The following is a 20,974-nucleotide window of genomic DNA, read 5'->3' on the forward strand; positions in this document are numbered from 1 at the left end:
AACGAACGGATACCTCGGGCCCCATGCAAGTTCAATCGATGCATTTCAAGGCGCGCGCCAAGGAAGGTCTGGCCGACGCGCGTTTGCAGCAGAACCTCAAAAAACTCTCGACGAAATTCGTGTCCGCGCGCGCCGTGGCCATGCAGGCGATCGATTTTCCGGCCACGCGCGCCGAACTGAAAGCGCGCCGCAACCGGGCGCTCGACAATCTCGACGTGTGGCTCGAGACGTTCGAGCGTGAGGCGGCGCGGCGCGGCACGACCGTGCTCTATGCCGAAACCACGCAAGACGCCGCGAAGCTCATCGCCGACATCGCGCGCAAGCACGACGTCAAGAAGGTCATCAAGACGAAATCGATGGTGTCGGAGGAGATGCGGCTCAATGCCGTGCTCGGCGACATGGGCGTGCAGTCGATCGAGACCGACCTCGGCGAATACATTCTTCAGATCAACGGCAACGAGCCGCCGAGCCACATCATTGCGCCCGTCGTGCACAAGGACAAGGAGGCGATCGCCGATTTGTTCGCGGCCACGCACGGCCGGCCGCGGCTGACCGAGATCCCGGACATGACGCGCGAGGCCCGCGAGGTGCTGCGTCCGCATTTCTTGTCGGCGGACATGGGCGTGACGGGCGGTAATTTCCTCGTCGCCGAAACCGGCTCCGTCGCCATCGTGACGAACGAAGGCAACGAGGGCATGTGCACGGTCATGCCGCGCGTGCATGTGGCCGTCACCGGCATCGAAAAGGTGCTGCCCACGCTGGAAGACCTCGCCCTGGCGATGAGGCTGCTGCCGCGCAGCGCAACGGGGCAGGTGACGTCGAATTATTTTTCGTTGTTGACCGGCCCGCGCGGCGAGGGCGATTTGGACGGGCCCGAGCACATGTACGTGGTGCTCGTCGACGGCGGCCGCACGGGCCTGATCGGCGGTGCGTTTCAAGAAATGTTGCGCTGTATCCGTTGCGGCGCATGCATGAACCACTGTCCCGTCTATCAGAAGGTCGGCGGCCATGCTTACGGCTGGGTCTACCCGGGGCCGATGGGCTCGGTGCTCACGCCCAGCTACGTCGGCGTCGACAAGGCGCTCGATCTGCCGCAGGCCGCCACGATGTGCGGCGAATGCAACTCGGTGTGCCCGGTAGGCATCCCGCTCTCCGATCTGCTGCGCACATTGCGCGAAAAGCAGGTCGAGCGGGGCTTGAGGCCGTTGCGGGAGCGCGCGGCGCTTGCCGTATGGGGCTTTGTCGCGATGCGGCCGGCGCTGTATGCCTTGGTGACCAAGCTTGCCGTTCGGGTGCTCGAGCGGGCGGGCGGAAGCCGGCGCTCGATTGCGTACTTGCCGTTCGGCCAGGGCTGGACCGCGACGCGGGAAATGCCGGCGCCGGTCGGCCGCACGTTCCGCGAGCTTTACGCCGCGCAGCGCACCCATCTCGATCGTAGCGAACAGCGGCGCAGCTAACGAGCGGAGCGGTTCATTGTTTATCCCACCGCAACGCTGAATTCGCTATTCGCATCTTTGTCTCGATAGGCGGAGTTTATAGAATACGTGCCATGGATACGAGCGGGCGCGCGATCGGCGCGTGTCCGCCGAGAAAGGGGCGCGAATATGAGAACGACAAGATCGGGCTATATCTCCAGCTACTGGCCGTTGGCGCTGGCCGTGGCGCTGATCGCACTGGCTGCGTTGCACGCTTACGGCGACGGCGGCGCGGCGTACGAGCCGCTGCCGGCCGAGCAGGTCACGGCGGAACTTGCGCGCACGGTGTCGTACGGGCTCATCGATGCGGGGTCGGCAGCAGTCGCGCCCGCCGTGCATCGCGCACAGGCGCCTGCGGCTACGCCCCAGGCATCCTAGCCAGCAGCCCGATATAATGAGCGATTCGCTCGCCGGCGTGCAGTTCAGGGCTTCAAGGGTTTCCGAAACGGGACTCCAAAGCCGCCCCCGCAACTGCGGTCACGACACGCGCGCCGGCTCGTGCAGTCCTTTTCGATGAAAACCGTTTCTATCTGCTTCGTCTGTCTCGGAAACATCTGCCGCTCGCCCACGGCGGAAGCGGTCATGCGCGCGCAAGTCGCGGCCGCCGGGCTGACGGAGCAGGTGCGGATCGACTCCGCCGGCACCGGCGATTGGCACGTGGGCAAGGCGCCGGATTCGCGCGCGCAGCAGGCCGGGCGCGGCCGCGGCTACGACCTGTCGCCGCTGCGGGCCAGACAGATCGACGTGGGGGACTTCGACCGCTTCGATCTGCTGCTGGCGATGGACGATGAAAACGTCAGCAACTTGTTGCGCGTGTGCCCGCCCGAGCGGCGCGCCCGCGTGCGATTGCTGATGGAATTCGCGCCGGGCGCAGGCGGCCGGGAGGTCGTGGATCCCTATTTCGGCGGCAGCGAGGGCTTCGAAGCGGTGCTCGATCAATGCGAAGCGGCGTGCCGGGGCTTGCTCGCGCACCTGCGGGCACAGCTCGAACAGGCTTGACTGCGCCGTGCCCGCTCACTCCGTCACCAATAACCTAAACGTTGAAGGGGATACTTGACTAAAAACGTCATGTATTTATACTTGACCAAAATCGTCGAGAATTCGGATCCCCTGTCCCTATGAGACTCACCACGAAAGGCCGTTTCGCCGTTACGGCGATGATCGACCTGGCCCTGCGCCAGGAGCAAGGTCCGGTGACGCTCGCCGGCATCAGTCAGCGTCAGCGCATCTCGCTGTCGTACCTCGAGCAATTGTTCGGGAAGCTGCGCCGCCACGAGATCGTCGAATCGGTGCGCGGGCCGGGCGGCGGGTACAACCTCGCGCGTCGGGCGCAAGAGGTCACGGTGGCGGACATCATCATCGCCGTGGACGAGCCGCTCGATGCCACGCAGTGCGGCGGGAAGGGCTCGTGCGAGGGCACCAAGCAGCACGACGGCCACTGCATGACGCACGAGCTGTGGTCGACGCTGAACCAGAAAATGGTCGAGTACCTCGATTCGGTCTCATTGCAGGATCTCGTCGATCAGCAGCGCGCGCGGGAAGGGTCGCCGGCGGTGCTGCGCGATAGGCGCCCCGAAAGCGCGGCCGTCGAAGCGGCGCGCGTCGCCCCCAAAGGGCCCAATTCCGTATTCAACATCGCGAGTTCGTGAAGCCGGCGCGAGATCAAACGAAGCCAGCGCGAACGAACATTGACGAGCTATAACGATTTCCCCCGGAGCCATTGATGACTAACCAGACGCCCCACCTGCCCATCTACATGGACTACAGCGCGACGACCCCCGTCGATCCGCGCGTGGTGGACAAGATGATCCCCTATCTGCGGGAGCAGTTCGGCAACCCCGCGTCGCGCAGCCATTCGTACGGCTGGGAGGCGGAGCGGGCGGTCGAGGAAGCGCGCGAACAAGTCGCGGCGCTCGTGAACGCCGATCCGCGCGAAATCATCTGGACGTCCGGGGCGACGGAGTCGGACAACCTGGCGATCAAGGGCGCCGCGCACTTCTACAAGAGCAAGGGCAAGCACATCGTCACGGTGAAGACCGAGCACAAGGCGGTGCTCGATACCTGCCGCGAGCTGGAGCGCGAAGGCTTCGAGGTGACCTACCTCGATGTGAAGAGCGACGGCCTCATCGATCTCGACGTCTTCAAGGCCGCGCTGCGGCCCGATACGATCCTCGTCTCGGTCATGTCCGTGAACAACGAGATCGGCGTCATCCAAGACATCGAAGCAATCGGCGAGATTTGCCGCGAAAAGGGCATCGTCTTCCACGTCGATGCGGCGCAAGCGACCGGCAAGGTCGAAATCGATCTGAACCGTTTGAAGGTCGACCTGATGTCGTTCTCGGCCCACAAGACGTATGGCCCCAAGGGCATCGGCGCGCTCTATGTGCGTCGTAAGCCGCGCGTGCGCGTCGAAGCGCAGATGCACGGCGGCGGTCACGAGCGCGGCATGCGTTCGGGCACGCTGGCCACGCACCAGATCGTCGGCATGGGCGAGGCGTTCCGCATCGCGCGCGAGGAAATGGCCACGGAGAACGAACGCGTGCGCATGCTGCGCGACCGGCTGCTCAAGGGTCTGACCGAGATGGAAGAGGTCTACGTCAACGGCGACATGGAGCGCCGCGTGCCGCACAACCTGAACATCAGCTTCAATTTCGTCGAAGGCGAATCGCTGATCATGGCGATCAAGGACGTGGCCGTGTCGTCGGGCTCCGCCTGCACGTCGGCTTCGCTGGAGCCCTCGTACGTGCTGCGCGCGCTCGGCCGCAACGACGAACTGGCCCACAGCTCGATCCGTTTCACGGTGGGCCGCTTCACGACGGAACAAGACGTCGAGTACGTCGTCAACCTGCTGAAGAACAAGATCGCGAAGTTGCGCGACCTGTCTCCGCTGTGGGAAATGCATCAGGACGGCATCGACCTGTCGACGATCAAATGGGCCGCGCACTGAGCGCCTCACGATTACTCGGATTTAAGCGAATCTAGGAGTTCGATCATGTCTTACAGCAACAAAGTTCTCGATCATTACGAAAACCCGCGCAACGTCGGTTCGTTCTCGAAAGATGACGATACGGTCGGCACCGGCATGGTGGGCGCCCCCGCGTGCGGCGACGTCATGAAGCTGCAGATCCGCGTCGGCGCCGACGGCGTCATCGAAGATGCGAAGTTCAAGACGTACGGCTGCGGTTCGGCCATCGCGTCGAGCTCGCTCGTCACGGAATGGGTAAAGGGCAAGACGCTCGACGAGGCCCTGTCCATCAAGAACACGCAGATCGCCGAAGAGCTTGCATTGCCGCCGGTCAAGATCCACTGCTCGATTCTCGCGGAAGACGCGATCAAGGCGGCGGTGGCCGACTACAAGCAACGTCACGGCGGCGCTCAATCGGCCGACGAAGCCAAGCAGCAAGCCGCGTAAGCGAACGAAAGATCATGGCGATCACACTGACCGAAAAAGCCGCGCAGCACGTGCAGAAGTACCTGACCCGCCGCGGCAAGGGGCTCGGGCTGCGCCTGGGCGTGCGCACGACGGGGTGCTCCGGGCTCGCCTATAAGCTCGAGTACGTCGACGAGCTCGAACCCGAGGATCGAATCTTCGAGTGCAACGGCGTGAAGGTCATCGTCGATCCGAAGAGCCTGGCCTATATCGACGGCACCGAGCTCGATTTCGCGCGCGAAGGGTTGAACGAAGGGTTCAAGTTCAACAACCCGAACGTGAAGGACGAGTGCGGCTGCGGCGAATCGTTCCGCGTATGACGATGGCTGGCCGCCTCGGGCGGGCGAGAAGGCGGCGCGGGCCGCCTTTTTGTTTCTAGGCGCTCGTTCGGCGGCACGCCGCCGGTTTTACGTTTCGCGCTTTACGTTACAGCGACGATTGCCAACATGTCCTCGATCCAAGACAGCCACTTCGACTTGTTCCATTTGCCGGCGCGCTTTTCGCTCGATCTCGAGGCGCTCGAACATGCTTATCGCACCGTGCAGGCGCAGGTCCACCCGGACCGGTTCGCCGCGGCGGGCGAGGCGCAAAAACGCGTCGCCATGCAATGGGCCACGCGCGCGAACGAGGCCTACCAGACGCTGCGCGATCCGCTCAAGCGCGCCACGTATCTGCTCTCGCTGCGGGGCGTCGATGTCGGCGCATCCGAGAACACCGCGATGGAGCCGGCATTTTTGATGCAGCAGATGGAGTGGCGCGAACGCGTGGAGGACGCCGCCGATGCGAGGAACGTTGGCGATCTGCTGGCGCTGCAAGACGAGCTTCGCGACGAGGAGCGTACGCGCTTCGAGAGGCTCGGAACGCTGCTCGACACCGGCGCCGATCAACCGGCGGCCGAAGCCGTGCGGCAGTTGATGTTTCTCGAGCGCGTGGCCGGTGAGATCGGCCATCAGATCGAACGCCTCGAACACTGACCTATAAAACAGAATGGCCCTACTGCAAATCTCGGAACCCGGCATGGCGCCCGCGCCGCATCAGCGGCGCCTGGCGGTCGGCATCGATCTCGGCACGACGAACTCGCTCGTGGCCGCCGTGCGCAACAGCATCGCCGAAGCGCTGCCCGACGAAGCGGGCCGGGTGCTGCTGCCTTCGGTGGTGCGCTATCTCGAACGCGGCGGCCGCCGCATCGGCCACACGGCGAAAGAAGAAGCCGTGCTCGATCCGCGCAACACGATCGTTTCGGTCAAGCGCTTCATGGGACGCGGCAAGCAAGAGGTGGAAGGGGCGGAGAACGCCCCCTATGAATTCGTCGACGCCCCGGGGATGGTGCAGATTCGCACGGTCGCGGGCGTAAAGAGTCCGGTCGAAGTCTCGGCCGAAATTCTCGCTACCTTGCGCCAGCGCGCGGAGGATTCGCTGGGCGACGAACTCGTCGGGGCGGTCATCACCGTGCCCGCGTACTTCGACGAGGCGCAGCGCCAAGCCACCAAGGATGCGGCCCGGCTCGCCGGCCTGAACGTGCTGCGTTTGCTCAACGAGCCCACGGCCGCGGCGATCGCCTATGGGCTCGATCACGGCGCCGAAGGGCTGTACGCGGTCTACGACCTCGGCGGCGGCACGTTCGATCTGTCGATCCTCAAGCTGACGAAGGGTGTATTCGAGGTGCTCGCGGCCGGCGGCGATTCGGCGCTGGGCGGCGACGACTTCGATCACGTCTTGTTCCGCCACGTGCTGCATGAAGCGGGTTTGGCGCCGCAAGGCCTGGCGCCGGAGGACGTCCGGCTGCTGCTCGATCGTGTGCGCGTCGCGAAGGAAACGCTGTCGTCGTCGCCCGAGGCAACGGTCGAGGCGACGCTGTCGGACGGTACGCCGATCTCGGTGCCGCTGACCGAGACGCAGTTCGCGGAACTCGTACGTTCGCTCGTCGAACGCACGCTCGTGCCGACGAAAAAGGCGCTGCGCGATGCGAAGATCGCGCCGCAGGACGTGAAGGGCGTCGTGCTCGTCGGCGGGGCCACGCGCATGCCGGTCATTCGCCGTGCCGTCGAGGCATTTTTCGGCCAGCCGCCGTTGACCAATCTCGACCCCGATCAGGTCGTCGCGCTCGGCGCGGCCATTCAGGCCGACCTGCTAGCCGGCAATCGCGCCGGCGAGGACTGGCTGCTGCTCGACGTCATCCCGCTGTCGCTCGGCGTGGAGACGATGGGCGGGCTGGCCGAAAAAATCATTCCGCGCAATTCGACGATCCCCGTCGCGCGCGCGCAAGAGTTCACGACGTTCAAGGACGGCCAGACGGCCATGGCGATTCACGTCGTGCAGGGCGAGCGCGAACTCGTATCCGATTGCCGCTCGCTCGCGCGATTCGAGTTGCGCGGCATTCCGCCGATGGCGGCCGGCGCGGCCCGTATTCGTGTGACCTATCAGGTCGATGCCGATGGTTTGCTGTCGGTCTTCGCGCGTGAGCAGCACTCGGGCGTCGAGGCGTCGGTCGTGGTCAAGCCGTCGTATGGCCTGGCCGACGACGATGTCGCGCGCATGCTCGAGGAGAGCTTCAGCACGGCGGAAATCGACATGCGCGCACGCGCGCTGCGCGAGGCGCAGGTGGAGGCGCAACGCTTGCTCGAGGCCACCCAAGCCGCGCTGGCCGCCGATGGCGAATTGCTGGCCGACGACGAACGCGCGAAGGTGGAAGCCGCGTTGGCTCGCTTGAGCGCGACGGCCCAGGGCGATGTCGCCGACGACATCGAAACGGCGACCAAAGCGCTCGCCGAGGAAACCGACGAGTTCGCCGCGCGGCGCATGAACAAGAGCATTCGCCAAGCGTTGACCGGCCGCAAGCTCGAGGATATCTGACATTTCTGTGTCGACGTGCCCGCCTTACAATGACGAGGCGGGCGGCGCCGGCCGCCCCGCATTCTATAAGTCACGGAATTCCCTATGCCTCAAATCGTTGTCCTGCCCCATGTCGAACTGTGCCCGGAGGGGGCGGTGTTCGAGGCCGCACCGGGCGAGAGCGTGTGCGACGCGCTGCTCGAGCACGGCATCGAAATCGAGCACGCGTGCGAAAAGTCTTGCGCTTGCACCACGTGTCATGTGATCGTGCGTGAAGGTTTCGAAGCGCTCGCGCCGTCTGAAGAGGACGAGGACGATCTGCTCGACAAGGCGTGGGGGCTCGAGCCGACTTCGCGGCTATCGTGCCAAGCGCGTGTGCCGCAAGACAAGGATCTCGTGGTCGAGATCCCGCGCTACTCGATCAATCACGCTAAAGAAAATCATTGAGACCCGAAGGAGGGAGCAGCCATGAAGTGGACGGACGTGCAAGAAATCGCAATGGCCCTCACCGACAATCATCCGGAGGTCGATCCGCAGCAGATCCGCTTTACGGATTTGCACAAGTGGGTCATGGCGCTCGACGGCTTCGACGATGATCCTCATCGATCGAGCGAAAAGATTCTCGAAGCGATTCAGCTAGCTTGGATCGAAGACGCGGCGGAGTGAGTCGCGACTGATCCGAGGAATGCGGTGACGTGATGAAGAGGTAGGGTTGCGTTGCCGCAGCGACGGATAGCAGTCGGATAGCAGCCGAACCAAAAAAAAGGCGACCCATGTGAGGTCGCCTTTCTTATACGCGTTCGAAGTGTGAGCGCCTCCGCCTTCCATCCTTGGCCGAGGCGGCTTCGTCAGGCGTCTATCGTTAGCCGAGCGTTGCCGTTCAGCCTGCCGCCAATGCGCCGTGCTCGATGTGCACGCGCTCGCCCTGTTGGAATGGCGGCGCTTCACGATAGTTGAAATAGCGCAGATGGCCGTTCTGCATTCTCACCCGCACTTGGTAGCTCGTTTCGCTGCGTAGGTGCTTTTCCACGGAATTGCCGGCGAAGCCTCCCCCGACCGCGCCGAGTACCGTCATCGCGGTCCGCCCGGTGCCTGCGCCGAACTGGTTTCCGATCAGGCCGCCGGCCACCGCGCCGCCAACCGCGCCGATACCGGTGCCATGCCCTTCATGCCGTACCGCCGCGATCGATTCGACCGTGCCGCAGCTGGCGCAGTAGGCCTGCTGGGCGTTCGGCTGCTGTTGCGGTTGGGCGTAGGGCTGCTGTGCGAGCTGTTGCTGCTGCGCATATTGCTGTTGCTGCGTGGGCGGTTGGCCGGACGGTTGTGCGTAGGAGGGCTGGCCCGGCTGGCCAGCGTATTGCACCTGGCCCGGCGCCGGTTGGGCGGCTTGAGACGAGCGCGTCTGAACTTGCCCCGGCTGCTGTTGGGGCTGCGGCTGCGGGCTCGTCAGCGATGTCGACGTCGTGTTCGCCGGAGCGGCCGAATCGACAACAGGTTGCGACAAAACCTGCGCGTTTTGCGTTTGATCGTTTTGAACGCTCGAACTCGATGCTTTGGGGAACACGCCGGTGATGGCGGCGGTGGCGGCGAGGCTGGCAACGATGACGGTGCCCGCGGCGACCGCGATCAGCGGGTGCAAGCGACGAGCGGGGGTGGTCGGATTGTTCATGTGGTACCTCCGTGAGAACGAAGGGGCTTCTGATTGAGACGTCGTTAGTTTCCGCCATCGCGCGGATCTCGACGTTTCAATTTGTAACGCGCGGGGCCTGGCTACCGTGGTGCGCCGCGGCGGCGCCCGCGCGAAAGAGGCGCGGCCATCGGCTGTGGAAGGGTCGCACCGCATAAAACAAAGCCGCTCCCAGCGGGCTGGCGAGCGGCTTTTACCGATAGTTACAATCCGCTGTGGTTTGCGCGCGTCAGTCCTCGCGGCGCAGGTGCGGGAACAAGATGACGTCGCGAATGCTCGGGCTGTCGGTGAGCAGCATCACGAGCCGATCGATGCCGATGCCGCAACCGCCTGTCGGCGGCATGCCGTATTCGAGCGCGCGGATGTAGTCGGCGTCGAAATACATGGCTTCCTCGTCGCCGGCATCCTTCTGCTCGACTTGCTTCTTGAAGCGCGCCGCCTGATCTTCGGGGTCGTTCAGCTCGGAGAAACCGTTGGCGATTTCGCGGCCTGTGATGAACAGCTCGAACCGCTCGGTGATGCCTTCGACCGAATCCGATGCGCGCGCAAGCGGCGACACCTCCACCGGGTAGTCGATGATGTAGGTCGGCTCCCACAGCTGCGCTTCGGCCGTTTCCTCGAACAGCGCCAATTGCAGTGCGCCGACGCCCGCATTCAGAAAGGTCGGCTGCGTCGTATCGACGCCGAAGCGCTTAAGTTCCGTGCGCAGGAATGCAGCGTCGGCCAGTTGCGCATCGCTGTAGTCGGGCGCGTATTTGCGGATGGCTTGCGTGATCGTCAGGCGATGGAACGGCTTGGACAGATCGAGCTCACGCCCTTGATAGACGATGTTCGCCGTGCCCAGCGAATCGATGGCGGCCTGGCGAATCAACTGTTCGGTGAAGTCCATGAGCCACGTGTAATCCGTGTACGCGGCGTAGAACTCCATCATCGTGAATTCCGGATTGTGCCGCGGCGAGACGCCTTCGTTGCGGAAATTCCGGTTGACCTCGAAGACACGCTCGAATCCGCCCACGATCAGCCGCTTCAGATAAAGCTCCGGCGCAATGCGCAGGAACATCTGCATGTCGAGCGCATTGTGGTGGGTCGTGAACGGCTTGGCCGCCGCGCCGCCCGGGATCGGGTGCAGCATCGGCGTTTCGACTTCCATGAAGTCGGCGTCCGACATGAACTTGCGGATCGACGAAAGGGCCTTCGTGCGAGCGACGAACGTGCTGCGCGCCTCGGGCGTGACGATCAAGTCGACGTAGCGTTGACGGTAGCGCGTTTCCTGGTCGGACAGGCCGTGGAACTTGTCGGGCAGGGGGCGCAGCGCTTTCGACAGCAGGCGCAGTTCGGTGCAGCGCACCGACAGCTCGCCCTTGTTCGTGCGAAACAGCACGCCGCGCGCGGCGATGATGTCGCCGAGATCCCACTTCTTGAAGGCCTCGTACGCCTGCTCGCCCACGTCGGCCGGCGTGACGAAGAATTGGATTTGCCCCGAGCCGTCCTGCACGGTCGCGAAGCTCGCCTTGCCCATGACGCGCTTGAGCATCATGCGGCCGGCCACGGCGACTTGCAGCGCGGTGGCTTCGAGCGCGTCCTTGTCGGCGTCGACGTATTGCGATTGCAGATCGCCCGCGTGGTGCGTGGGGCGGAAATCGTTCGGGTAGGCGATACCCGACTCGCGGAGCAGGCGCAGCTTTTCACGCCGCTCGGCGATGATCTTGTTCTCGTCGACGCTGGCGTCGACGGTGGGGAGAGTCGATTCGGTCATGGTGTATCCGGTGCGCTTAGACGCCTTGCTTCAGGCTCGCGCTGATGAAATCGTCGAGGTCGCCGTCGAGCACGGCCTTCGTGTTGCTCATTTCGACGTTGGTCCGCAAATCCTTGATGCGGCTCTGATCGAGCACGTACGAACGGATCTGATGGCCCCAGCCCACATCGGTCTTGCTCGATTCGAGCTTGTCCTGCTCGGCCTGACGCTTGCGGATTTCGGCCTCGTACAAGCGCGACTTCAGCATTGCCATCGCTTCGGCGCGATTGCGGTGCTGCGAGCGGTCGTTCTGGCATTGCACGACGATGCCCGACGGCATGTGCGTGATCCGCACGGCCGAATCGGTCTTGTTGATGTGCTGGCCGCCGGCGCCCGACGCGCGGTACGTATCGATGCGCAAGTCGGCCGGGTTGATGTCGACTTCGATCGAATCGTCGATCTCGGGATAGACGAACACCGAGGAAAACGACGTATGGCGTCCGCCCGACGAATCGAACGGCGATTTGCGCACGAGGCGGTGGATGCCCGTTTCGGTGCGCAAGAACCCGTAGGCATATTCGCCTTCGACCTTGATCGTGGCGTTCTTGATGCCCGCGACGTCGCCTTCCGATTCTTCCAGCACTTCGGTCTTGAAGCCCTTGCGCTCGCAATAGCGCAGGTACTGACGCAGCAGCATCGCGGCCCAGTCGCAAGCCTCGGTGCCGCCCGCGCCGGCTTGAATATCGATGAATGCGTTGTTCGGATCGGCCGGGTTGGCGAACATCCGGCGGAATTCGAGATCGGCGACGCGCGCTTCGATCGCTTTAGCATCGGCCTCGCAGGCGAGAAGCGTGTCGTCGTCGCTTTCCTCGCGGGCCATGTCGAACAGATCCTGCGCATCGCGCAGGTCGGTGTCGAGCGCGGACAAAGTCAGAACGACACCTTCGAGCATCTTCTTTTCCCGGCCGAGGGCCTGGGCGTGCTTCGAGTCGTTCCAGACGTTCGGATCCTCGAGTTCCTTGTTGACTTCAGCTAGACGCGCAAATTTGGCGTCGTAGTCAAAGATACCCCCGTAGCTCGCTCGCGCGCCGGCGCAAGTCCGCTAGAGAGCCTTCGATCGCGTTCAGACGTTCGGCTTCCATGTCGATCTTTTCTGCTTCGTGAAAAGGGGAAATTATAGCCGATCGGTCCGCCGCGCCGGGCGCTGCCGGCGCCGACGATATTCATTCGGCCAAGGCCCCGGCGCTCGCGCATTCGATGTGGCCGGCGCGGCCGGTCAATGCGGCTCGCCTGACGCCGCGTGCTCGACGATGAGTTGCACGCGCACGACGCCGTTCCAGCTGTCGGCGGCAAGCCGGTAGGCGAGATGGGCGCGCGCCGGCAGCGTTTCCGTGTGATTGAACCAGATCGCTTGGAAGCGCTGCCGGCCGCGGGCGAGCTGCAGCTTCAGATGCTTGTCTTTCACGAGCGCTTGCGAAACCACGTCGAATTCACCTGAAAATGTCGGCGCCGGAAAGCCCTGGCCCCAGACGGCCGCATCGATCAGCTCGACGACTTGAGGGGTGAAATATGCGTCTTCGAGTTCGCCGTCTGTCATGACCACGCGCGCGAGCGCGGCATCGTCGAGCTGCTCCCGCGCCACCGTCTCGAACGCGGCGGCGAAGCGCGGCACGTCGCGCGTGGCGATCGTGACGCCCGCGGCCATGGCATGCCCGCCGAACGTGACGATGAGGTCGGGCTCGCGTTTGGCGACCAGATCCAATGCATCGCGCAGATGGAAACCCGGGATCGAGCGGCCCGAACCCTTGACGCGCTCGCCATGCTCGTCGGCCAGAGCGAATGTGAACGAAGGCCTGTGATACTTCTCCTTCAGCCGCCCGGCAACGATGCCGATGACACCCTGGTGCCAACCTTCGTTGAACAGCGTAATCGTCGCGCTGCCCTCGGGATCGAGCGCGGCGATGTCGACGAGCGCCTGCTGCTGCATGCCTGCTTCGATTTCACGCCGCTCGCGGTTCATCGCATCGAGCTGCTGCGCAAGTTCCCAGGCGCGGCCGACGTCGTCGGTCGTCAGGCATTCGATGCCGAGCGACATGTCGGACAGCCGTCCCGCCGCGTTCAGGCGCGGGCCGAGCGCAAAGCCCAAGTCGAAGCCGGAAGCGGTGCGCGCCTCGCGGCCCGCCGCGCGAAAGAGGGCCGCGATGCCCGGCTGCATGCGGCCGCGGCGGATACGCGACAAGCCCTGTGCGACGAGTACGCGATTGTTGCCGTCGAGCTTGACGACGTCGGCCACCGTGCCGAGCGCCACGAGGTCGAGCAGACCGTCCAGCCGCGGCTGCGCGATGCCGGCTTTGCCGAGCGCGCCGGTTTCGCCGAAGGCGCCCAGATCGCGCAGCCTCGCGCGCAGGGCCAGCAGTACGTAGAACATGACCCCGACGCCCGCGATGCACTTGCTCGGAAAGCCGCAGCCGGGCTGGTTCGGGTTGACGATCGCGCGAGCGGCGGGAAGCGTTTCGCCAGGTAGGTGATGGTCGGTGACGAGCACGTCGATACCGAGCGCATTGGCGGCCGCCACGCCGTCGACGCTCGCGATTCCGTTGTCGACAGTGATCAGAAGGTCGGGTTTGCGCGCGGCCGCCAACTTCACGATTTCCGGCGTAAGCCCGTAGCCGTATTCGAATCGGTTCGGGACGAGATAGTCGACCTGCGCGCCGAACATGCGCAAGCCGCGCACGGCCACCGCGCAGGCGGTCGCACCGTCGCAGTCGTAATCGGCGACGACGAGTAGGCGCTTGCGAGCCAAGATGGCCTGCGCGAGCAGCTCGGCCGCGTCGCTCGTGCCCTTCAGCTCGGTGGGCGGCACGAGCCGGGCGAGCGCGGTCTCGATCTCGTCGGGCAGGCGAACGCCGCGCGCGGCATACAGGCGGGCGAGAATCGGATGCAAGCCATGGCGGATCAGCGCGGCTTGATCGGCGGGCGAGCACGCGCGGGTGACGATTCGAGTCATGGACGGGACGGAAAAATGAAAGCGGGGACGCAGGGCGCGGCAGGCCGCTTTCCGGCGAATGCAAGCGCTGAAACGACGGTGAGCCGCTTCATTCGAACAGCGATGCGAGGACGCGACGGCGCCAGAACTTGCGCAAATCGCCGCGCGTCGCGGTGAGCGTGACCGACCCGGTATCGCCGGCGAGGGTCAGCGCGAGCGCGCCGAGGCGGCCGGCGTCGAGCGCTTCCAGCGCGGGCGCGAACCAATCGCGCTCGAGCGCATCGAGCGCCGTTTGCCAGGCGGCCCAGTCCTGCGCGATGAACGGCGCGGTGAAGGGGCTCAACTCGACGAGCGTTTCACCGGCCACCGGCGGCGGAAGCGCCTTGAACGAAGCGGGCGGCGCGCTCGGTTCCACGGCGGCCGCCAGCGCGAGCCCACGCGTGGCCGGCGCGTCGGACAGCACGCGCGCGAACGGGCTGCGCACGCGCTGCGCCGCGCCTTGCGCGTGGAGCCATATCGAGTTGACGGCCGGCAAGCCGCGCGCTTCGCGGGCCTCGTTGACGGGGTGCTCGAACCAGCCCATCTGGACTTCGTTTTGCAGCTTCATCCACATGCGCGAGCGCTGCCCGGAATGCGCCTCGTGAGGCAGCCAGATTTCGATGCTGCGGCCGCTCGCGCGAAGCGGCGACGCGCCGGCCAGCGCGCCGAGCGCCTCGCCTGACAAATACCACCGGTACGGCGTCGGCGCCTCGACGCGTACGCCGAGCGTTTCGATCAGGGGCTTGGCCGTGACGAGCAACTTCGCCGCGTCTTCGTCGGTCAAATCGAGGGCCGACGGGTCGATCAGCACCAGGTGATCGTGGGCGATGCGCACATGGACGGGCTCGACGCACGCCCATTGATCGTCGCCGGGTGTCCCGCCGTCGGCGAGTAGCATATAGGGCGCGAGCGGGGCCTCGTCGGCTGCGTTCGCGGGAACCGCGCCGAACTGGCGGGCAATCCAACGCTCGTGCGGCAACGTGCGCTGGAAGTCTTCGCCGGCCACGCGCTCGACGAGCGTCGCTCGGGCGAGCAGTTTGTCGAGCGCGGGGCTGCGCAGATCGTGCAGCGCGCTCGATGCGTCCGCGGCCGTGGGGAGCGCGAACGGCAACAGGAGATGAAGACGGTTGGAATGCATGATGGTGCGCATTGTATGGCAAACTGCGCGCTTGTTCGGCGCCGCGCCTGTGCGCGGCGCGAGTGAGCCGCCGCGGCATGCGTATTGCAAGCCGGTCGGCGCGCCGCAGAGAATTGAAGGATTCGCTTGAAGCTCCCTTACGAATGGCAAATTGGCTGGCGCTACACGCGCGCCGGCAAGCGCACGACGGGCAACGGTTTCATCTCGTTCATCGCGGCTGTATCGATGTCGGGCATCGCGCTCGGCGTGGCCGCGCTGATCGTCGTGCTGTCGGTCATGAACGGTTTTCAGAAGGAAGTGCGCGACCGCATGCTGTCGGTCCTCGCGCACGTCGAAATCTTTTCGCCGACGGGCTCGATGCCCGACTGGCAACGCACGGCCTTCGAAGCGCGCCGCAACCCGGCGGTGATCGGCGCGGCGCCTTACGTCGATGCGCAGGCGCTGCTGACGCGGGGCGACTCCGTGAGCGGGGTGGCGCTGCGCGGCGTGGAGCCGTCGCTCGAGCCGCAAGTGTCCGACATCGGCAAGGATATGAAGGCCGGCCGCTTGACCGATCTCGAGCCCGGTCAATTCAATATCGTGCTCGGCGCCGATCTGGCCGCGAACCTGGGCGTGTCGCCCGGCGACAAAATCACGCTCGTTGCGCCCGAGGGGTCGATCACGCCTGCCGGCATGATGCCGCGCTTGAAGCAGTTCACGGTCACGGGCGTGTTTCAATCCGGTCACTACGAGTACGACGCCTCGCTTGCGCTCATCAATATCCGCGACGCGCAGGCGCTCTTTCGCATCACCGCGCCCACGGGCGTGCGGCTCAAGCTCAAGGACATGCAGGAGGCGCCGCGCGTGGCGCACGAACTCGCGCGCACGCTGTCGGGCGATCTCTACATTCGCGACTGGACCCAGCAGAACAAGACGTGGTTCTCGGCGGTGAAGATCGAAAAGCGCATGATGTTCGTGATCCTCACGCTCATCATCGCGGTCGCGGCGTTCAACCTCGTGTCGTCGCTCGTCATGACCGTGACGAACAAGCAGGCCGACATCGCCATCTTGCGCACGCTCGGCGCGCAGCCGGGGTCGATCATGAAGATCTTCTTCATTCAAGGCATCACGATCGGTTTCATCGGCACGGCCTCGGGCGTCGCGCTTGGGTGCCTGATCGCCTGGAGCATTCCTTGGCTCGTGCCGATGATCGAACATGTGCTCGGCGTGCAGTTCTTGCCGCCGTCCGTCTACTTCATCAGCGAACTGCCGTCGGAACTCGTGCCCGGCGATGTCGCGAGAATCGGCGTCATCGCGTTCGCCTTGTCGGCGCTCGCGACGCTCTATCCGAGCTGGCGAGGCGCCAAGGTTCGCCCGGCGGAGGCGCTGCGCTATGAGTGATTTCATGACCGAACGACCGACGGCCGGCAGCGCCGCTTTCAACGCTCCAGGTTCGACCGAGTGCGTGCTTCAGGCGCACGGCATTTCGAAAGCATTCGTGCAGGGCGGGCTGAACGTGCCCGTGTTGAGCGGCGCGGACGTCGAAGTGCGGCGCGGCGAAAAGCTGGCGATCGTCGGCGCGTCGGGCTCGGGCAAGAGCACGCTGCTGCACGTGCTGGGCGGGCTCGACGAGCCCAGCGCCGGCAGCGTTTCGCTGTTGGGGCGGCCGTTCACGAAGCTGGCCGAACGCGAACGGAACGACTTGCGCAACCGTGCGCTCGGGTTCGTCTATCAATTTCACCACCTGCTGGCCGAATTCAGTGCGCTCGATAACGTGGCCATGCCGCTGCGGATCCGGCGGCTCGACCAGGACGCGGCGCGGCGCGAGGCGCTTGCGATGTTGGAGCGCGTCGGGCTCGCGCACCGGGCCAAGCACCGGCCGGGCGAGCTGTCGGGCGGCGAGCGCCAGCGCGTGGCGATCGCGCGGGCGCTCGTGACCAAGCCCGCTTGCGTGCTGGCCGACGAACCGACCGGCAACCTCGACGGCGCGACGGCCGACAACGTCTTCAATCTGATGCTGGAGCTGTCGGCCACGCTCGAGACGAGCTTCGTGATCGTGACGCACGACGTCGAATTGGCCGGCCGCTGCGATCGCATCATGCGATTGCGCGACGGCGTCCTGCACGAAGAGCCTTCCGTCCCCGTCTAACGCGTCGAACCCACGCCAAGCGAGGCCGACATGTGGATCGATACGCATTGCCATCTCGACGCCGGCGAATTCGACGGCGATCGCGCGGCCGTCGCTGAAGCGGCGCGCGCATCGGGCGTCGCGCGCATCGTCATTCCGGCTGTGGCGCGCGCGAACTTCGCCACCGTGCGCGAGTTGGCCCATCGCATCGAGGGCGGCGTGTACGCGCTCGGCATCCATCCGCTCTTTACGTTGCGGGCGGCGGAAGACGACGTCGATGCGCTGCGGCGCGAAATCGAGGCGAGTTTGGACGATCCGCGCTTTGTCGGCATAGGCGAGATCGGCCTCGACTACTTCGTGCCGGAACTCGACGACGAGCGTCAACGCTTCTTCTACGACGCACAACTACGGCTCGCGCGCGATTACGATTTGCCGGTGATTTGCCACGTACGCAAATCGCAGGATCTCGTGCTCAAGGGTTTGCGCCGGCACGGGGTGCGACGCGGCATCGCGCACGCGTTCAACGGTAGCTTCCAGCAAGCGCAGGCATTCATCGACCAAGGGATGCGGCTCGGCTTCGGCGGCAATGTCACGTTCGAGCGGTCGCGGCAGATCAGACGGCTGGCGGCCGAATTGCCGCTCGACGCGATCGTCGTCGAGACCGACGCGCCCGATATTCCCCCCGCTTGGCTCTATAAGCAGCGCAATTCACCCGACCAAGTACCGAGGATCGCCGGCGTCATCGCCGAGCTGCGCGCGATCGACTTGCACGAGCTGCAGTTAGGCACGACGGCTAACGCGCACGCAGCGTTGCCCCGCCTCGCGCTCGTTCGCCCATAATCCACGATCGTTCGCGCCACGCGGCCGTTGAGCCGAAAGCCAAGGCTTTCGCTCACGCTCGTATTTCGGCGCGCAGATCGGAGGGGACGAATGCGGACTGCGCTGATCGGCTTCGCGTTCGGCGTCGCCATGCTGCAGCAACGCTCGGCGTTGCCTGAGCCGGGGGAATGGGTCGCCCTTGCTGCGCTGTTTGCGGCGATGGCGGGTATCGCTGTTTTCGTTCGGGGTGATCGCTTTCGCTGGCAAGGCGGCGCGCCCGCCGCAGTGGCGAGAAGGCCGCCATGGGCGATGAGGGCCGCGCCTTTCGCCGTTCCGGTGGCATTGGCGGCTGCCGCGGCTGTCGCGGGATATAGCTATGCGGCCGTGCGCGCGCAATGGCGGTTGGCCGAAGTGCTGCCTCTCGCGTGGGAGTCGCGGGAACTCACGCTCGAGGGCTATATACGAGGTTTGCCGATCGGCGATCGCGGCAGTCTCAAATTCACGTTTGCCGTCGACGTCGGCGACGTTCAACGAAGAACGGGCATCGAACGGTTCCCGTCGATCGTTCAGCTCGGTTGGCACGCGCGTGGAGGCACTCGCCCGCCGCATCTGATGCCGGGCGACCGCTGGCGCCTGGTCGTGCGGCTCAAGCGTGCCCATGGTCACGCCAATTTCGCGGCCCACGACATGGAGGCGTCGCTCTTCGAGCGCGGCATCCGGGCGACGGGCTCGGTCGTTGCGCACGCCGCGGCAACGCGGCTACCCGGCACGACGGGCGGCATCGGCGTGACGATCGACCGGGTCCGCTTCGCGCTTCGGGAGCGGATCGCCCACGCGCTGCCGAGCGCAAAACATCGCGGCATCGTGACGGCGCTCGCGATCGGCGCACAGGAAGGGATCGCTGCCGACGATCGGCTCGTGCTTCGTCGTACCGGCACGAGCCACCTCGTGGCGGTCTCGGGCTTGCATATCGGCTTCGTCGCCGGCCTTTGCGCCGCGCTAGCGGGCTGGTTGTGGCGTCGGTCGTGTTTTTTCGGTGCGGCGCTAGCCCGCAGGGGCGCGCGCGAGTGGCCGCTCGTCATTGCCACGCCGCTCGTCGCCGCAATGGCCGGCGCCCTATGCGCCGCCGCCTACGCCGCGCTGGCGGGTTTCAACGTGCCGGCGCAGCGCGCGCTATGGATGCTGATCGTGACGAGCGGCGCGTTTTTGCTCGGGCGTGATGTCGCCTTTTCGCTCGTGCTGGCATGGGCGGCCGCGCTCGTGCTGGTCGTCGATCCCTGGGCCGTGACGGCGGCCGGCTTTTGGCTTTCGTTCGGCGCTGTCGCGCTGATCGCGTTCGCGATGCGCGGCCGGCTTCGCGTGCGCGGGCCGGACGATACCTCGCTCGATGCGGTCGACGCCATGCGCGCGAGCGATCCTGCATGGCACGCTTCGCTCGCGATGCCGAACGATGCGCTCGGGCAGGGCGCGTCGGGCGTGTCGAGCCTCTCGGCTTGGCGGCGATGGCTCGCGCGAGGGCGGACGCGATGCGCCGATGCGATGCGTGCGCAGGCGGCCGTGACACTCGGTCTCGCGCCGCTCACGGCGTATTGGTTCTCGCAGGTCTCGCTGGTCGGGCCGTTGGCGAACGCGATCGCGGTGCCGTGGGTCGGCGTGCTCGTGGCTCCCGTTGTCCTAGTGGCGATCGCGCTGCCGTCGCCGCTCGATGCGCTCGCCTACGACATGGCCCATGCGCTGCTCGAGCCGCTGCTGCGGATCCTGCACGCGTTCGCGCAGTCGCCGTGGGCCGATCGACAGCCGGCGCGTCCGTCGCTTGCGTCGCTGGCCGCGGCGCTCGCGGGCGTCGGTTGGTGTCTCATGCCGCGCGGCTGGCCGCTGCGTTTCGCGGCGCCGCTTGCGTGGCTGCCGCTCGTCATCCCCGCCGCGCCCGAGATCGAGGAGGGCGCGTTTCGTCTGACGGCGCTCGACGTCGGCCAGGGTGCATCGATTCTGGTCGAAACGCGACGTCGCGTACTGCTGTTCGACGCCGGCCCCGGCCCTGAGTCGACCCACGCGGGCGAGCGCATCGTCGCCCCTTTTCTGCGGGCGAACGGGGTCGGCCGTCTCGATGCACTCGTGGTAAGCCATGGCGACGCCGATCACGCGGGCGGCGTGACGGCCGTGCTCGACGCGGCCGAGGTGGGGCAAATCCTCGGCGGCTTGCCCGACGCGCACCGGATCTGGGATGCGGCGCGGGCGGCGGGAATCGAGCGCCTGCGTTGCACGGCGGGGCAGCGCTGGCATTGGGACGGCGTCGAATTCGAAATTCTCTGGCCCGATCCGGGCCCTTTGCCCGCACGCTCGAACGAGCAATCGTGCGTGCTCAAGATCGCCGCGCCGGGCATGAGTGCGCTGCTGACCGGCGACATCGGCATGCCCGCCGAGCGTGCGCTCGTCGAGCGCGCACCGGACGCGCTGCAGGCGGACGTGCTCTTGGTCGCGCATCACGGCAGCAACACGTCCTCGACCGAGCCTTTCCTCGATTCCGTCGACCCGCTTGCGGCGGTATTTCAGGTAGGCTATCGCAATCGCTTTCGCCATCCCCATCCGTGCGTCTGGTCCCGTTTCGAAGCGCGTGAGATCCCGCTTGCCCGCACCGATCTCGACGGCGCGGTGCGCGCGTCGCTCGTGGGCGGGCGCCTCACGCTCGAACGCTATCGCGTTTCACATCGGCGGTATTGGATGGA

At 65.6% G+C, this 20,974-nt stretch carries 20 protein-coding genes; 15 read left to right on the forward strand and 5 right to left on the reverse strand.

Annotation, left to right across the window (positions count from 1 at the left end):
* The first annotated feature begins 23 nt into the window (after positions 1–23).
* From ACTHNR_RS06570 to iscX, 11 genes are all read left to right on the forward strand, one after another.
* Positions 24–1,457, forward strand: coding sequence for a lactate utilization protein B (locus ACTHNR_RS06570; protein WP_440546758.1), 1,434 nt, complete (start codon positions 24–26; stop codon positions 1,455–1,457).
* 147 nt (positions 1,458–1,604) lie between these two features.
* Entirely contained in the window at positions 1,605–1,853 is a 249-nt protein-coding gene (locus ACTHNR_RS06575; RefSeq protein WP_440546759.1) for a hypothetical protein, read from the forward strand.
* 135 nt (positions 1,854–1,988) lie between these two features.
* A complete protein-coding gene (locus ACTHNR_RS06580) occupies positions 1,989–2,474 on the forward strand; it encodes a low molecular weight protein-tyrosine-phosphatase (RefSeq protein ID WP_440546760.1) in 486 nt (161 codons plus the stop codon).
* 119 nt (positions 2,475–2,593) lie between these two features.
* Positions 2,594–3,124, forward strand: coding sequence for a Fe-S cluster assembly transcriptional regulator IscR (iscR, locus tag ACTHNR_RS06585; RefSeq protein ID WP_440546761.1), 531 nt, complete (start codon positions 2,594–2,596; stop codon positions 3,122–3,124).
* A 74-nt stretch (positions 3,125–3,198) separates the two neighbouring features.
* A complete protein-coding gene (locus tag ACTHNR_RS06590; protein WP_440546762.1) occupies positions 3,199–4,422 on the forward strand; it encodes an IscS subfamily cysteine desulfurase in 1,224 nt (407 codons plus the stop codon).
* Between the two features lie 45 nt (positions 4,423–4,467).
* Positions 4,468–4,887, forward strand: coding sequence for a Fe-S cluster assembly scaffold IscU (iscU, locus tag ACTHNR_RS06595; protein ID WP_440546763.1), 420 nt, complete (start codon positions 4,468–4,470; stop codon positions 4,885–4,887).
* A gap of 14 nt (positions 4,888–4,901) precedes the next feature.
* On the forward strand, positions 4,902–5,225 hold the full coding sequence (gene iscA, locus ACTHNR_RS06600; protein WP_440546764.1) for an iron-sulfur cluster assembly protein IscA: 324 nt from the start codon (positions 4,902–4,904) through the stop codon (positions 5,223–5,225).
* Positions 5,226–5,351: 126 nt separating this feature from the next.
* Entirely contained in the window at positions 5,352–5,879 is a 528-nt protein-coding gene (hscB, locus tag ACTHNR_RS06605; RefSeq protein ID WP_440546765.1) for a Fe-S protein assembly co-chaperone HscB, read from the forward strand.
* 13 nt (positions 5,880–5,892) lie between these two features.
* The gene (gene hscA, locus ACTHNR_RS06610) at positions 5,893–7,758 is read left to right on the forward strand and encodes a Fe-S protein assembly chaperone HscA (protein WP_440546766.1); all 1,866 of its coding nucleotides are present in this window, start codon (positions 5,893–5,895) and stop codon (positions 7,756–7,758) included.
* Positions 7,759–7,842: 84 nt separating this feature from the next.
* Positions 7,843–8,184: an ISC system 2Fe-2S type ferredoxin gene (gene fdx / locus ACTHNR_RS06615; protein WP_440546767.1), complete on the forward strand. Its 342-nt coding sequence runs from the start codon at positions 7,843–7,845 to the stop codon at positions 8,182–8,184.
* Between the two features lie 21 nt (positions 8,185–8,205).
* A complete protein-coding gene (iscX, locus tag ACTHNR_RS06620) occupies positions 8,206–8,403 on the forward strand; it encodes a Fe-S cluster assembly protein IscX (RefSeq protein WP_440546768.1) in 198 nt (65 codons plus the stop codon).
* 214 nt (positions 8,404–8,617) lie between these two features.
* Here iscX and ACTHNR_RS06625 read toward each other — a convergent pair whose 3' ends face one another.
* From ACTHNR_RS06625 to ACTHNR_RS06645, 5 genes are all read right to left on the reverse strand, one after another.
* On the reverse strand, positions 8,618–9,406 hold the full coding sequence (locus ACTHNR_RS06625; RefSeq protein WP_440546769.1) for a glycine zipper 2TM domain-containing protein: 789 nt from the start codon (positions 9,404–9,406) through the stop codon (positions 8,618–8,620).
* A 247-nt stretch (positions 9,407–9,653) separates the two neighbouring features.
* Complete coding sequence (gene lysS / locus ACTHNR_RS06630) at positions 9,654–11,180, reverse strand: lysine--tRNA ligase (RefSeq protein WP_440546770.1); 1,527 nt, start codon at positions 11,178–11,180, stop codon at positions 9,654–9,656.
* Positions 11,181–11,196: 16 nt separating this feature from the next.
* Positions 11,197–12,301, reverse strand: a protein-coding gene (gene prfB / locus ACTHNR_RS06635) for a peptide chain release factor 2 (RefSeq protein WP_440546771.1) whose coding sequence is annotated in 2 segments (ribosomal slippage) — positions 11,197–12,219 and positions 12,221–12,301 — 1,104 coding nt in all. Because the reading frame shifts where the segments join, the coding sequence is not laid out codon by codon here.
* Positions 12,302–12,435: 134 nt separating this feature from the next.
* Positions 12,436–14,166 (reverse strand): single-stranded-DNA-specific exonuclease RecJ, encoded by a 1,731-nt coding sequence (gene recJ, locus ACTHNR_RS06640; protein WP_440546772.1) that lies wholly within the window; start codon positions 14,164–14,166, stop codon positions 12,436–12,438.
* Between the two features lie 88 nt (positions 14,167–14,254).
* The gene (locus tag ACTHNR_RS06645) at positions 14,255–15,334 is read right to left on the reverse strand and encodes a regulator (RefSeq protein WP_440546773.1); all 1,080 of its coding nucleotides are present in this window, start codon (positions 15,332–15,334) and stop codon (positions 14,255–14,257) included.
* A gap of 114 nt (positions 15,335–15,448) precedes the next feature.
* Between ACTHNR_RS06645 and ACTHNR_RS06650 the strand changes: the two genes are divergently transcribed.
* From ACTHNR_RS06650 to ACTHNR_RS06665, 4 genes are all read left to right on the forward strand, one after another.
* Positions 15,449–16,702, forward strand: a complete 1,254-nt coding sequence (locus ACTHNR_RS06650) for a lipoprotein-releasing ABC transporter permease subunit (protein ID WP_440546774.1) — start codon at positions 15,449–15,451, stop codon at positions 16,700–16,702.
* Between the two features lie 4 nt (positions 16,703–16,706).
* Positions 16,707–17,450 carry a lipoprotein-releasing ABC transporter ATP-binding protein LolD gene (gene lolD, locus ACTHNR_RS06655; RefSeq protein ID WP_440546775.1) on the forward strand — a complete coding sequence of 248 codons (744 nt, stop codon included), beginning with the start codon at positions 16,707–16,709 and terminating at the stop codon, positions 17,448–17,450.
* 30 nt (positions 17,451–17,480) lie between these two features.
* Positions 17,481–18,269 (forward strand): TatD family hydrolase, encoded by a 789-nt coding sequence (locus ACTHNR_RS06660; protein ID WP_440546776.1) that lies wholly within the window; start codon positions 17,481–17,483, stop codon positions 18,267–18,269.
* Between the two features lie 90 nt (positions 18,270–18,359).
* The coding region (locus tag ACTHNR_RS06665; RefSeq protein WP_440546777.1) for a DNA internalization-related competence protein ComEC/Rec2 at positions 18,360–20,974 on the forward strand (2,615 nt) is incomplete at its 3' end.

Origin of the sequence: Trinickia sp., assembly GCF_051954495.1 — a bacterium.
Lineage (GTDB): Bacteria > Pseudomonadota > Gammaproteobacteria > Burkholderiales > Burkholderiaceae > Trinickia.

Coding starts and splice junctions, on each gene's coding strand:
- ACTHNR_RS06570 (WP_440546758.1), top strand. CDS start 24: ATGCAAGTTCAATCGATGCATTTCAAGGCGCGCGCCAAGGAAGGTCTG.
- hscA (WP_440546766.1), top strand. CDS start 5,893: ATGGCCCTACTGCAAATCTCGGAACCCGGCATGGCGCCCGCGCCGCAT.
- ACTHNR_RS06580 (WP_440546760.1), top strand. CDS start 1,989: ATGAAAACCGTTTCTATCTGCTTCGTCTGTCTCGGAAACATCTGCCGC.
- ACTHNR_RS06590 (WP_440546762.1), top strand. CDS start 3,199: ATGACTAACCAGACGCCCCACCTGCCCATCTACATGGACTACAGCGCG.
- ACTHNR_RS06660 (WP_440546776.1), top strand. CDS start 17,481: ATGTGGATCGATACGCATTGCCATCTCGACGCCGGCGAATTCGACGGC.
- iscA (WP_440546764.1), top strand. CDS start 4,902: ATGGCGATCACACTGACCGAAAAAGCCGCGCAGCACGTGCAGAAGTAC.
- lolD (WP_440546775.1), top strand. CDS start 16,707: ATGACCGAACGACCGACGGCCGGCAGCGCCGCTTTCAACGCTCCAGGT.
- ACTHNR_RS06575 (WP_440546759.1), top strand. CDS start 1,605: ATGAGAACGACAAGATCGGGCTATATCTCCAGCTACTGGCCGTTGGCG.
- fdx (WP_440546767.1), top strand. CDS start 7,843: ATGCCTCAAATCGTTGTCCTGCCCCATGTCGAACTGTGCCCGGAGGGG.
- lysS (WP_440546770.1), bottom strand. CDS start 11,180: ATGACCGAATCGACTCTCCCCACCGTCGACGCCAGCGTCGACGAGAAC.
- iscX (WP_440546768.1), top strand. CDS start 8,206: ATGAAGTGGACGGACGTGCAAGAAATCGCAATGGCCCTCACCGACAAT.
- recJ (WP_440546772.1), bottom strand. CDS start 14,166: ATGACTCGAATCGTCACCCGCGCGTGCTCGCCCGCCGATCAAGCCGCG.
- hscB (WP_440546765.1), top strand. CDS start 5,352: ATGTCCTCGATCCAAGACAGCCACTTCGACTTGTTCCATTTGCCGGCG.
- iscU (WP_440546763.1), top strand. CDS start 4,468: ATGTCTTACAGCAACAAAGTTCTCGATCATTACGAAAACCCGCGCAAC.
- ACTHNR_RS06645 (WP_440546773.1), bottom strand. CDS start 15,334: ATGCGCACCATCATGCATTCCAACCGTCTTCATCTCCTGTTGCCGTTC.
- ACTHNR_RS06625 (WP_440546769.1), bottom strand. CDS start 9,406: ATGAACAATCCGACCACCCCCGCTCGTCGCTTGCACCCGCTGATCGCG.
- iscR (WP_440546761.1), top strand. CDS start 2,594: ATGAGACTCACCACGAAAGGCCGTTTCGCCGTTACGGCGATGATCGAC.